The organism is Microcoleus sp. w1-18aA5, from assembly GCF_036701705.1.
In the GTDB taxonomy this organism is placed as follows: Bacteria; Cyanobacteriota; Cyanobacteriia; order Cyanobacteriales; family Microcoleaceae; genus Microcoleus.
The window spans coordinates 61,110-73,470 of record NZ_JAUPTE010000016.1; the positions used below are offsets into that span (position 1 = coordinate 61,110).

A 12,361-nucleotide genomic window follows, 5' to 3' on the forward strand; every position below is an offset into this window, starting at 1 on the left:
TTGTGAGGGGATCTATGATAAACGTCTTTACCTTACTTAATAATATCAGATGTATACTGAAAATAGTGGCCCTCTTAAAGGTAGAAGGTAAAAACCAGAAGGCAGATTTTTTTTACGGAAGGTTTTTGGTGATACTGCTCACTGCCAACGCAGTTTTAAATCACATCATGCAGTGTTCTATGTCACCAAAATATACCTAAAATATCACCTATTGTTCAGGTATAAATCACGCGGATTTGAGGCAAAATAGCCGATTATTAAAGGTATGGTGTTGTAGTAGTTATTCAATACCATTTATTGGGAGTGTGTAGAAATGGCCGCTAAACCTTGCAGTCAACCTTTAAAATCTAATCCGTTTATTACTTATCGCGACCCACTTACAGGCAAGTGGATTGTGGTAAATCAGACTTTGCCCAAAGCAGCAGAACAAGCACAGCTAGCAGCAGCTTGAGTTCTCATATTAATTCTTGACCTAAAAATTAACCATTATTTCAAACTGCAGGACTTACGCAAAAAGTTATTGGACGCGCTACTTATATTCGTAAGGTGCTTACCTAAGCACCTTACTTTGAAACATTTCTCATCTCTTTTTGCAGTTCCAAATACCGATAGAGATATTCCGAAATTATCCCGTGCAAAAACAAGTCGCGTGCCGCATTAAATGGACTGTTGGGCGCTAGCGGATGGCGATTGACAATTACATGATTCCAGTCGCAATTTCCGGTAATCTCGCTGACGTACACTCCGAAGTTTTCATCTAACTGAAGCGACATCACTGCTCGCGCAAATTCGTCGCTAGTCAAACACAGAGAATAAAATACTTTAAACAATTCGATCGCCGATTCTAAATCCAGAATGTTTAGCCATCTGCGTTTTTCAAAATCTATAGCAACTTCTACTGGTTGAATGCTATCATAATTTATTCCCCGTTTTTTGACGAGTTGCAACCAGTTAGGATGTGTCAGCATTGCCTGGTTGTAATCCCAGACAAAATTATAGAGAATTAAGTCGTGTTCGAGAAACGCATTTTCAGCTAAATCGTTAACAGTGCGCGGATAAAGCTTTGACTTTTCTATCTGGGTGTCGGGCCCGTTGTCAATCAAGAAGTTGATAATGTTGGAGCCGATGCAGATGTGTCGGACAATTAAATAACAAGCTTCTGGCGAGACAAAGTTATTCAGGAAAAATGCAGCCGATTTGTGCATTAAAGTGTAAGCGCGGAATTGAAATGGCAACAGGCGCTTTGTTGTCATAATTACCGCCAGCAACAAGTTAGCAATTACTTTGATCGGGATGAGTAAATAATTGCGAGTCCAGTTTTGCAAATCCCGCATCATGTATGCTTTTGCCACTAAATCGACGGGAATAGATCGATCGCAAAACAACACATCCCAAACATTCGGATCTCGGCGGTTGTAGGGTTTGGTAGCGTAAGGGACTTTTCGCTCATCAGGGAGATTTTCGGTATCTTGTTTTTGCAGCTTTTGCATTAGCGAATTTCCTCCAATTGCAGCAAATATAAACGAGCAGTGACGCGAGCAGTTTTGACAATGCGGCGGGCAATATCCTCTGTCATCCATTCGGCATTAATCAAATTTTCTAGTTTGGCTAAGTGCGACTCGTCATTAGAGCCGTGATAAGCTAAAAACGATACTTGTTCGGATTGCAAACCGAGAGTTTCTTGAATTTGTTTTGCCCACTTTCTCGCCAACCGATTGCCCAATCCTTCGATAATAAACATACTGCCAATTAAATCAACCGGATTGTCCCGCGATGCTTGGTGGAAGATAAAAGCTGATAGTGCTTCGCTGCCAATATTCTTATCATATTCCACAATTTTTGCCAATTCACCGCCCACAGAAACATAATTTTGTTCTAGCATTTGATAGTCGCGGTGTTCGTCTTGAGCGTGGCCGATAAAAGTCGATCGCAGGCGAAAGTCACTCATGTTAGAAGCAGCGCGAGCAATCCAGCGAGCTCCCTCTACAACTTGCGGCCGGAGATTGCACAGCAAAGCTTGATAATCTTCTATTGTAAACTCTCCCCGGTACAATTTGCGGACAATAGGAACAGAACGAATTTCGCGATCGAACTTCAGCCAAATCCATGCTAACTCCCGCAACAAATAAGCTTGCGGAGAGTTGGGGTGTTCGGGTTTAACGCTTTCGAGAGGCGAAGCTTCGGGAACCTCATGAAAGTTAGAAAATTGAGAACTCATAGGCTTATGGGTATTTTCCACAGCAGTTAACATCATATATGCCGTTGTAAAGCGCCCGCTTTCCGGGACAAAACAAAAGATTTTCTGTCCCGGCTGCAACTTGCCCGAATTGAACAATTCCTCTAACATCAAATAAATCGAGGCGCAGCCTGTATTTCCCCGTGTGTATAAGTTGGTAAACCATTTTTCTTGAGGAATCATGCAGCCTGCTTGTTCCAGAAGTTCTACAATTTGCCCCCGGAAAAAGTGAGACGAATAGTGGCACAGCAGCCAGTCGATTTCCTGCGGACAAACTCTCCCGCCTTTAATCAACCGCAGCCAACCTTCAACGCCTAATTTCATTACATTGTCCAGCAAGCGAATATTTTGCCGCAAGTCAAAAGCTCCTGCTGTGGCTGCATCGAGGTAGGAGGAATAATCCAACCAGCTTTTAGTTGATGTTTCGTTGGCTAATCCTGAATACATACAAACAGGATAAGCATTGGCGTGAGAAACGAGTTCAATCCATTCTATTTTTAAACTAATTCCTGTTGCGCTAGGATGGTTTTGGAGCAAGAATGCTCCGGCACCGTCGGAGAGCATCCAGCGCAGAAATTCTGTATCGAAAGGCAGGGGTTTTCCCGTTTGCACTGAAGTCTCTGTTTCAAATTTGGTGTTTTTGAACAGGCGCGAGGGAAATTCGGAAGCGACGGCAATTGCTGTTTGTTTTTTGCCGAGTTCGATTTGAGAGGCGGCGTAATTTAAAGCACTAACTCCGGCACAGCAAACTCCTTGAGTTGACACTATTTCTAGGGGAGATAATTCGGAAAGTTCCCCATGTACTGTGCTGGCAAATCCCGGTACTAATAAATCTGGTAAAGTAGTAGCGCAGGCCAGTAAGTCGATCGCCCCTGGTGCCAAATTTGCCTGGGCGATCGCGTCACGGACGGCCAAAGCTGCCATTTTGCTGTTAGAATATAGTGTTTGCTGCTGTTTGTCGATCGCGTAGTAGCGCTGTTGAATGCCGTTACTGTTGAGAATTCGCTGCCTGACTCTCGAAGGGCGCGAGGCAACTTTACCGAGATATTCTTCCATCTCATCATTATTAATCGGTTCTCCCGGCAAAAATTTTCCCATCCGATTGATATAAGCACTGTACATGGGGTAAACCTCCAAAGTTGCTAATTTACTCAGGTTCGTTGCTTTGTTAAATCAAGCCATAAAATATCTAAAATTGATGGTGCTTTGTGAAGCAGTGAACTTGCAAGGAGGAAGCAGCTATCTTGTAGAGTCGCCGGAAATCAGGCAAGTTGAGCAACAGCGACAACAAGTTACCTGAAGCGGGGTGAAGTTTTATGTAATTGAGCCAATATGTAACTAGAGTTCCTTCGCAGCTTCCGGACTGAAATGGATATTGCAAAACTAGATACTTGGTATTCTTCTTCTCAACGCCGCACGGCTGTTTCGCTGTTGATGAAACGAGTAGGCGTAACTCGCACTAGGGCTGAATGCTTTATCAGGCTTTGGGTTTACTTATCGGTGAAACAGCTTCAGGAAAGCCAGCCCCGTCTCAAACCACCGCTGGCAAAACTGGAAGTGCCAGCAACAGAAGTGCAGTGCACTCACCGGGAAGCCGCCGAACTATTTTACTCCGATTCCGATCGCGGGAGCGATCGCGCCGCCGGAATGATGTTAGATAAATTAGCAGCACTCGGATTAATCGCAAAACACTTTGATGGTAACGCTACGGCAATTCAAATTCAACCAGTTTCAGAAATTTTAGAAACCGCCGAACCTCAAAAGCCAGTACAACTCCAATTAGATGACTTCAACCCTCGGTGCGACGCGATTCCCGTTGCCAATTTATTAGCCACAAATTACAACTGGATGAACCGCAACACTAACGCCGTTCCCCACAAAATTGCTAAAATTCTCCGCCTTTTTGCCAGTCAATACTCAAAGGGAATGCGAGTTTTACGCCGTTCAGATAATTTCAATCCAGTCGGATTTTACTTACTTTATCCCACAGCTAGCGAATCTGAAGTAAATTTTTTTAATGCTCCTAGTAAAGGGCTTCATTTAAGTTCTATTTCCGATATCGATCCTTTCAAGATGGCGCTACCAGGAGATATAAATTGCCAGTCAGTATTTGTCCGCAGTTGGATGATCGATCCGCAGTATTTGTCAGAATACCGCATTGCTTTTCTCGAAGACGCACAAAAAGTTTTAGGCGAAATGCAAACAGATTTTCCAAATCTTTGCGACTTGTACACGCTGATGATTCACCCCATGTACGAAAAACAGTCCCTGGCTTTAGGATTTCATAAGACTAGCAGTGATAGTCAGTTATCTGTTTACTGGATGTATCTAGCATTGGATAGATTTTTGGCATTAAATATCAAAGAAGCGTTGCTCAAACTGTAATAGACATCTGGTAAATAGCCAGTCAATGGCAGGCAGGATGCCTACACCACAAGAGTTCTACTCGTTACCAGGCTCTGCCTCCAATTTTCGCAAGCAAGCGAGGCAGAGCCTCTCGACATCGGTTCCCAGGCATAGCCTGGGCAACCAGTTAATTGCCGAATCATCTTGTTGTCTATAAAACTTCCCGTCCCAAATAGGGTTGTAAGGCTTCCGGCACTTTTACAGTTCCGTCTGGCTGCTGGTAATTCTCCAAAATAGCCGCCATTGTCCGGCCCACAGCTAAACCGGAACCGTTAAGGGCGTGAACGAATTGAGTGCCTTTTTTACCAGCTTCTTTAAAGCGAATATTTGCCCGTCGCGCCTGAAAATCTGCGACGTTGGAACAACTGGAAATCTCGCGGTATTTGCCCGCAGATGGCAGCCACACCTCTAAATCGTAGGTTTTTGCCGCCGCGAAACCTAAGTCGCCCGTACACAGTGCGATCGCCCGATAAGGCAATTTCAACGCCTGCAAAACTCCCTCAGCATCCTGCACTAACTTTTCGTGTTCTGCCTCGGAGGTACTCGGATGCACGAGTTTTACCAATTCAACTTTATTAAATTGGTGCAATCGAATTAATCCCCTCGTATCTTTGCCGTAACTGCCAGCCTCGCGCCGAAAACAAGGAGTATAAGAACAGTGATAAATGGGCAACTGTTCGGCTGTCAAAATTTCACCTCTGTACAAATTGACAACCGGAACTTCGGAAGTAGGAATTAACCACAAATCGTCTTGGTCGCACTTGAAACTTTCTTCAGCAAATTTGGGTAATTGACCCGTAGCTGTGAGGGATTCAGTGTTAACTAAAAATGGGGGAATAACTTCTACATAACCAGCTTTTGTGTGGCGGTCAAGCATGAATTGAATAATCGCTCTTTCCAGGGCTGCCCCGGCTCCCATTAAGCTCACAAAGCGGGGCTGAGCAATTTTTACTGCCCGTTCAAAGTTGATAATTCCTAATTTTTCGCCGATTTCCCAGTGTGGCAAAATTCCCGTATTTTGGGGAATGTATTCGTCTCCCCAGCGCCGGATTTCGACGTTTTCTTCTTCATTTTTGCCGATCGGCGTTGAGGAACCCGGCAAGTTTGGCAGCGGTAGCAATAAAGCTTCTATTTGAGCTTTTAGCTCTTTTTCCTGTGCTTGCAATTCGTTCGACTCGGTGCCGACTGCGTTGCCTTCTGCCTGCAGTTCCTGAATTTCGGGTGATTCGAGGGGTAAACCCGATTTTCTTTTTTGACCGATGAGTTTGGCAATTTCGTTGCTGCGGGCTTGTAGTTGCGATCGCTTGCCTTCCAACTCCCGCTGCTGTTTGTCTAATTGCAAAATCGGCTCGATTTCATAGTTACCTCCGCGCAGGTTGAGGCTTTCTTGCACGGCTTGCGGGTTTTCTCGGATTAATTTGAGGTCTAGCACAGATTTATTCTAAATCTTAAATTTTAGAGCGGCTGGGACAGAACGAGATGATATAGCAGCTTTGTTAATCATTGGCATATTGAATCATAATTTATTCTGACTCAAAATCTTCGTTGGGTGTCACCCCTGGAGGGTGACACCCCACAAATGTATGTTATAGTTGCAAATATTAGTAGATGCACCCTGATAATTTTCTACCCCAGCCAGCGATGGTAGGGGTTTTTTGTTGTGTGGCATGGAATTGAAGCCTTGGATGCACTCTCAGTCTAAAAAACCCGGTTTCTCGCGATTATCGTCTCAAATGAGGCAATTACGTCAAGAAACTGGGTTTTTGCGTCCAAGACTAGGTTACTAAAATATCTTTCCGCTTAAAAGTTAAAGCCAGTGCGAAGCAACCAAACCCATTGAGTGTCGTTGCGGCTGTCATTCTCTGGATTAACAACGGCCCAAACACCAGGGGTGATGGAAATGTTGTCGTTGACCTGAAAGCGATAGAAAGCTTCAATGTGATAGGAAGTATCTCGCTCGCGGCGCACATTACTGCTCGTCACGCGACCTGGTAAACCCACTAAAATCCCCGGTAGGTTGCCTTGACCTCCGACATCTGGGAAACTGATCCCGATCGCTGCATACACAATATCGGCGCGATCGTCCCCGTCAACATTTAGCAAAACCACGCCACCTCTACCATCAGAAACGCTGCTAACACCAGAATTTTCGGCATTGGCGCGAGTATAAACGCCCCAACCGTGAACTTGCAACCGAGGAGCAAGGCGGTAAAATCCTTGTACGCCTACAGAATCGCTGGAGGTAGCAATATTGTCCCCAAACGGTCGCGCAGCCAGAAAACTGCCCGTACCGCCGGTGAGGTCGGCTTTACCGCTTGGTGCAAAGGTTCGAGAATAGGCTACGCCAATGGCTCCGCGATCGCCCCGGTAGGCAAGCTGAACCAGAGCATTGTAGGAACCGTTGAATAAACCGTTACTTTGCTGCGAGAGATTGGGATTGCCGGCAACATAGCCCACAGTCAGGGTGAGGTTTTTGACGATCGTCCAGTTGACAGCAGCACCGCCACCTCCCCGGCGGTAGAGGGGATTGTATTGTCCGAACTTCGAGGGAATTCCCTCACTATCGCTGGCGATCGTGGGAGGAGTCAGCAAATCCGTAATATCGGGATACCCGACACCTGTGGGGCCGACGGTCAGCGCCAGATTAGAGGTCAGCGGGGTGACATACAATACGTGAGGGACGGTGATTGTGTTATCGACATTGCCATCAAAGTTCAAGGCCGTCATATTTGTACCCGTCTCATCGGCAATCCTGCCCAAGTTGCCGAATTCCAAACGGGTTCTCAGCATATCGCGACCGGTGAAGCTGGTTTCAAAATTTAATCGCCCCCGGTTGGCAACAATAGTGTTGGTGCGATCGCGCGAATCCCCAACACTGTTGCCGGAGGTATCTGTTACCACCACGATAATTTCCGCATTCAGCTTCGTCGTAGTCGAGAACTGATTCGTTTCTAGTTCGGCTGTGCGTGCATTGAGAGCATCGACTCGACCCCGCAACACCGATAATTCAGTGGCAAATTCTGCTTGCAGCTTTTGGACGATCGCTAAATCTTCCGCAGTAATCGGGTTGGTTGTTCCTGCGGCAATTAGTTCGCTGACTCGATCGAGACAGCTATTCAATCCTGCGGCAAATTCGTACCGCGTCAGCGCCCGGTTTCCTCTGTAAGTTCCATCGGGATAACCGACAATGCAGCCGTAGCGTTCAACTAAAGATTGCAGCGCCTGAAACGCCCAGTCAGTGGGTTTTACATCCGAGAGTTGAGAGACAGAATTCACCTGCGCGAAGGGTTTTTCTGTCAAGGTATTTAACGGTTCAGGAGCAACTAATCTATCAATTGGGGCCGCCAAACTTGGGGATGATGTTAGTAGAAATACACCAGGTGTTCCGAGTATAAAAGCAGTAATCAGGTGAAAAAAATGCTGGATGTGCATAGGACAAAGCTCCGCATAAGGAACCGATCGCCAGAATGAGCAATACAGCCACCTTCTAGACTGTTAGGACGTTCTTAATAGCTGTAACCCTTGGTATTATTGCATTTGCCTTTTTCCTTCTTCCTTCCCCCCAAGGGGGGCAGGGGACTTCTTCCTTCTTCCTTCTTCCTTCTTCCTTCTTCCTTCTTCCTTCTTCCTTCTTCCTTCTTCCTTCTTCCTTCTTCTATACCTTTACGCTGCGCTTGAACCGGTGCGAACTTTGTCAATCGTCACGGCGATAATTATCACCAGACCTTTGACAACTAACTGCCAGAAGAAAGACACATTCATGAGAGTTAGTCCATTGTTGAGCAGGGCAATAATTAAAGCCCCCAGCAAAGTACCCCAAATAGTGCCAATTCCACCTGTAAAACTCGTTCCTCCCAAAATTACAGCAGCGATCGCATCTAATTCGTAGCCTTGCCCCAACATCCCCGTCGCACTGTAGAGGCGCGACGCGCTCATAATTCCACCTAAACCAGAAAGCAACCCACTCACGCCATAGACAAATAACAGCACGCGACTCACCTTAATACCTGTCAATCGTGCTGCCCGAATGTTGCCTCCCACGGCATAAATATGCCTCCCCAGAACAGTCCGCCGCAAGACAAACCAACTCGCTAAAACTGCTAGAAAAGCGATAATAACCAACCAGGGAATTGGCCCGACATAATTGTTGCCTACCCACGCGAAATTCAAATTTCTATTGATAACTGTAGTGCCGTTAGCTACTAAATAAGCAACTCCCCGTAAAGCAGTGTAAGAACCCAGGGTTACGATGAACGGAGGCAAACCCAAATAGGCAACTAGGGAGCCGTTAAGCAATCCCAAAAATACTCCGGCTATTAACGCCGCCGGTACGGCAAACCAACCCAGACCTGGGACTAAGGAAACCAGTACCCCGACTACGGCAGTGACACCCAAAATCGAGCCGACAGAAAGATCAATTCCGCCAGTCAAAATCACAAAAGTCATGCCGGTAGCTAGGACAATATTGATCGATGCTTGCCGGATGACATTGATCAAATTTCCTACGGAAAGAAAGTTGGGCGTTACCAGGGAAAAAATTATACAGATGCCAACCAAAATCGGCAGGATACCGGCCACTTGGATAAAATTTCTCCAAGCTTGAGATTTACTGGCTTTTTGGCGATCGCTCCCTGAACTTCTGCTGGTTTTTGTTTGCGTTTGACTCATGATTTTACTACCTCTTTTGCACCAGTGGCATAAGCCATAATGTTTTCTTGCGTAATCTTTTCCCCAGTCGATCCGCCTACTTCACCGACAAGGCTTCCTGCGCGCATCACTAAGACGCGATCGCTCATTCCCACAATTTCAGGCAGTTCGCTGGAAATCATCAAAATAGCTACACCTTTGGCTGCCAAATCGCTAATAATTCGATAAATTTCGCTTTTTGCGCCAATGTCCACACCTCGCGTCGGTTCATCTAGCAAAAGTACCTTTGGGTTGATAGCCAACCAACGCGCTAGCAGCAACTTCTGCTGATTTCCCCCAGAAAGATCCATTGCCCTGATGCTCGGACTTGCAAGGCGAATCTGCAAATTATTAATAGCATCATTGACAACTTTTAACAGAAAATTTGAGTTAATAATGCCAGCTTTTGCTTCTCGATCGAGGACATTCATGGTAATATTCTCACCCGAACTAGCCTCTAAAAATAGTCCGAGAGCTTTGCGATCTTCTGGCACGTAAGCAATTCCTGCGGCCATTGCTTCATTGGGTGTCGAGACATTGAGAGGGCGACCTTCCAGTTTTATTTCACCACTTACCTTCCGATCTGCACCAAAAATTAGGCGAGCAAGTTCTGTTCTGCCAGCGCCAACTAAACCCGCCAAACCCAGAATTTCGCCCGCATGAAGTTGAAAACTGGCCGGCTTTACTTTGTGGCCGTCGCTTAAATTTGTTACCTCAAGAACTACTGCACCCGGTGTTATTTGATGCTTGTGTTCGTACAAATCCTGTAAAGAACGACCTACCATCATTTCCACCAGGCGTTCGGCAGAAATTTCGTGCTTTTCAAGAGAGCCAATATACCCGCCATCTCGGATGACGCTCACGCGATCGGCAAGGGCATAAATTTCTGCCATCCGGTGGCTGATATAAATAATAGCAATCCCCTCATTCCGCAAGCGGCGAACCACTTCAAAAAGCTTATCTGTTTCGCGGTCTGAAAGCGCGGCTGTCGGCTCGTCCATCACTAAAATTCGGCTGTTGTCTTTGAGCGCCCTAGCTATTTCCACTTGCTGCTGTTCGGCAATTGAAAGTGTCGAAACCAGGTCTCCAGCCTCAAAATTTGCATCGAGGTTTTTTAATACCTCAGCGGCCCTACGCCGCATTTCATCTTGGTCTAAAAATGTACCTCCTTTCTTCAGCTCGCTGCCCATAAAAATGTTTTCAGCAACTGTCAGATTGGGGGCGAGATTGAGTTCTTGATAAATAATCGCTATCCCTAAATCTCTGGCTTGACCGGGGTCTGTCATCTTAACAGCTTGACCGTCTATTCTGATTTCACCTGCATCGGCTATGTAGGCTCCCGCCAGAATTTTCATCAGTGTACTTTTGCCCGCGCCGTTTTCCCCCATGAGGGCGTGGACTTCGCCTGGGTAAACGGTGATATTTACATCGTGCAAGGCTACAAAACCGTTAAAGGTTTTTTTAATACCTTGCATTTCCAGGACGGGCTTAGTTTTAATTGAAGGTTGAGTGCTATTTACCATCGTAAATACCGTAAGAAAATCTGCTGGACTATTAAACTTAGATCCCCCCTAGCCCCCCTTAACAAGGGGGGGAGAAGATTCTTCTCAAAGTCCCCCTTCTTAAGGGGGATTTAGGGGGATCTAGACTCGGGAAAAAACGGGATTCCTCAAGGGTTTTAGTCTTAACTTGACACGAAGAAGGTCACTCACTTGTCCAGCCTTTATGTTGATTGACGTTTTCGCGAGTAATCAGCGCGACTGGAATCAGAATGTTTGGATTGGCTGGCTTTTTTCCTTTCAGAATGTCGTTCCCGACTTCAACGGCTTTGGCTGCCATGCGAAATGGATCTTGAGCTGCTGTAGCCACAAAGAGACTGTTGTTCTGCTTGAGCGCATCTAAAGCTTCAGGTGCACCATCAACTCCCACAATGAAAAACTCGCTTCTTTGTGCTTGTTTGGCTGCTAATTCTGCACCGATGGCACAGGGGTCATTAATTGCAAAAACAGCATCAATTTTTGGGAAGGAAGTAAGCAAATCGCTCATGACTCTCAATCCGCCATCGCGGCTGCCTTCAGCGTTCTGATCTTTGGAAAGAACCTTGAGATCGGGATATTTGGAGAGCACACTCTGGCAACCCTGAACTCGCTCGACCACTGAAGCGACGGGAGGCCCGTTGATAATCACAACGCTGCCTTTTCCTTTCAAGCGATCGGCTATATATTGACAGCTTACTTCGCCAGCTTGCACGTTATTTGAAGTAACTGTGGCATCAACGCCTCCCTCGGCAGCGGTATCAACTGCAATTATCGGAATTCCGGCTTGCTTGGCTTTTTCGACAGCGGGTGCAATGCCTTTGGTGTCCGCAGCATTGAGTACAATCATGCTGACATTAGAGGCAATAAAGTTTTCGATTTGATTAAATTGCTGATTTAAATCGTCGCCGCTGGAAACGAGAGTTGTCCTCACGTTTGGACCGCCGATTTTCTTGGCTGCGGCCTCAGCACCTTTGCCAACTTGTACGAAGAATGGATTGCCGAGGTCACGGACTGCTACAGCAACTGATGAAAGTTCGGAGTTGCTTGGTTGTGTGCTGTTTTGAGCGTTCTGGGAAGCTGCGGTGCAACTTGCCAGAGTGCTGCTGAGTAGACTAAAAAGACTGAGTGCGATCGTTACTCGTTTCACCTCAAACTCCAATGAAGGCTCGTTTGGAGAGAGTCGCTCGTAAATATGACGTTGCCAACCTAACATTAGCTTTGTTAGGTTTAAGCTCAAATACCTAATGTTTTAGGTGACAGGCTTTTCTTCGTACATGATTGTACCAAACCTTGTTTCTTTTCTTCTCGTAAAACTTTCTGCCTCGGCTCGTTAGACTGCTTTTGCAAACAGACAAGATACAAATATCCAGTCTCTGTCCTCCCTGCAAAAAAAATCAACGATGCTTGATTTTTTTTAAATGCTTTATGAGCATTAAATTTTGCAGTGGTTGAGAAAATTTTAGGAGAATATTTTCGACAAAATTTTTCAGAAATT

At 45.9% G+C, this 12,361-nt stretch carries 10 protein-coding genes; 2 read left to right on the forward strand and 8 right to left on the reverse strand.

Annotated elements, in window-relative coordinates:
- Positions 1-313 precede the first annotated feature (313 nt).
- Positions 314-451, forward strand: a complete 138-nt coding sequence (locus Q5691_RS08585) for a hypothetical protein (protein WP_333210516.1) — start codon at positions 314-316, stop codon at positions 449-451.
- A gap of 112 nt (positions 452-563) precedes the next feature.
- Here the strand turns inward: Q5691_RS08585 and Q5691_RS08590 are convergent, their stop codons facing one another.
- Both Q5691_RS08590 and Q5691_RS08595 read right to left on the reverse strand, forming a co-directional pair.
- On the reverse strand, positions 564-1,490 hold the full coding sequence (locus tag Q5691_RS08590; protein WP_333344476.1) for a DUF6999 family protein: 927 nt from the start codon (positions 1,488-1,490) through the stop codon (positions 564-566).
- The gene (locus tag Q5691_RS08595; RefSeq protein ID WP_333344478.1) at positions 1,490-3,358 is read right to left on the reverse strand and encodes a 3-oxoacyl-[acyl-carrier-protein] synthase III C-terminal domain-containing protein; all 1,869 of its coding nucleotides are present in this window, start codon (positions 3,356-3,358) and stop codon (positions 1,490-1,492) included. Before Q5691_RS08595 ends, Q5691_RS08590 begins: the two co-directional genes overlap by 1 nt.
- Before the next feature lie 246 nt (positions 3,359-3,604).
- On the opposite strand from Q5691_RS08595, the gene Q5691_RS08600 reads away from it, so the two are divergent.
- Positions 3,605-4,621 carry a hypothetical protein gene (locus Q5691_RS08600; RefSeq protein ID WP_333210511.1) on the forward strand — a complete coding sequence of 339 codons (1,017 nt, stop codon included), beginning with the start codon at positions 3,605-3,607 and terminating at the stop codon, positions 4,619-4,621.
- A gap of 172 nt (positions 4,622-4,793) precedes the next feature.
- Here Q5691_RS08600 and serS read toward each other — a convergent pair whose 3' ends face one another.
- From serS to Q5691_RS08630, 6 genes are all read right to left on the reverse strand, one after another.
- On the reverse strand, positions 4,794-6,074 hold the full coding sequence (serS, locus tag Q5691_RS08605) for a serine--tRNA ligase (RefSeq protein ID WP_333210509.1): 1,281 nt from the start codon (positions 6,072-6,074) through the stop codon (positions 4,794-4,796).
- Positions 6,075-6,442: 368 nt separating this feature from the next.
- Positions 6,443-8,074 (reverse strand): iron uptake porin, encoded by a 1,632-nt coding sequence (locus tag Q5691_RS08610; RefSeq protein WP_333344480.1) that lies wholly within the window; start codon positions 8,072-8,074, stop codon positions 6,443-6,445.
- Between the two features lie 74 nt (positions 8,075-8,148).
- Positions 8,149-8,340, reverse strand: coding sequence for a hypothetical protein (locus Q5691_RS08615; RefSeq protein ID WP_333210505.1), 192 nt, complete (start codon positions 8,338-8,340; stop codon positions 8,149-8,151).
- Positions 8,306-9,310: an ABC transporter permease subunit gene (locus tag Q5691_RS08620; RefSeq protein ID WP_333210503.1), complete on the reverse strand. Its 1,005-nt coding sequence runs from the start codon at positions 9,308-9,310 to the stop codon at positions 8,306-8,308. Before Q5691_RS08620 ends, Q5691_RS08615 begins: the two co-directional genes overlap by 35 nt.
- A complete protein-coding gene (locus tag Q5691_RS08625) occupies positions 9,307-10,851 on the reverse strand; it encodes a sugar ABC transporter ATP-binding protein (RefSeq protein WP_333344483.1) in 1,545 nt (514 codons plus the stop codon). The genes Q5691_RS08620 and Q5691_RS08625 overlap by 4 nt, the downstream gene beginning before the upstream one ends.
- 181 nt (positions 10,852-11,032) lie before the next feature.
- The gene (locus tag Q5691_RS08630) at positions 11,033-12,079 is read right to left on the reverse strand and encodes an ABC transporter substrate-binding protein (RefSeq protein WP_333310672.1); all 1,047 of its coding nucleotides are present in this window, start codon (positions 12,077-12,079) and stop codon (positions 11,033-11,035) included.
- Between the last annotated feature and the right edge of the window lie 282 nt (positions 12,080-12,361).

What these genes read in the sequence shown, in the direction of transcription:
- Q5691_RS08585 (WP_333210516.1), top strand. Translation starts at nt 314, where the DNA reads ATGGCCGCTAAACCTTGCAGTCAACCTTTAAAATCTAATCCGTTTATT.
- Q5691_RS08590 (WP_333344476.1), bottom strand. Translation starts at nt 1,490, where the DNA reads ATGCAAAAGCTGCAAAAACAAGATACCGAAAATCTCCCTGATGAGCGA.
- Q5691_RS08595 (WP_333344478.1), bottom strand. Translation starts at nt 3,358, where the DNA reads ATGTACAGTGCTTATATCAATCGGATGGGAAAATTTTTGCCGGGAGAA.
- Q5691_RS08600 (WP_333210511.1), top strand. Translation starts at nt 3,605, where the DNA reads ATGGATATTGCAAAACTAGATACTTGGTATTCTTCTTCTCAACGCCGC.
- Q5691_RS08610 (WP_333344480.1), bottom strand. Translation starts at nt 8,074, where the DNA reads ATGCACATCCAGCATTTTTTTCACCTGATTACTGCTTTTATACTCGGA.
- Q5691_RS08620 (WP_333210503.1), bottom strand. Translation starts at nt 9,310, where the DNA reads ATGAGTCAAACGCAAACAAAAACCAGCAGAAGTTCAGGGAGCGATCGC.
- Q5691_RS08625 (WP_333344483.1), bottom strand. Translation starts at nt 10,851, where the DNA reads ATGGTAAATAGCACTCAACCTTCAATTAAAACTAAGCCCGTCCTGGAA.
- Q5691_RS08630 (WP_333310672.1), bottom strand. Translation starts at nt 12,079, where the DNA reads ATGTTAGGTTGGCAACGTCATATTTACGAGCGACTCTCTCCAAACGAG.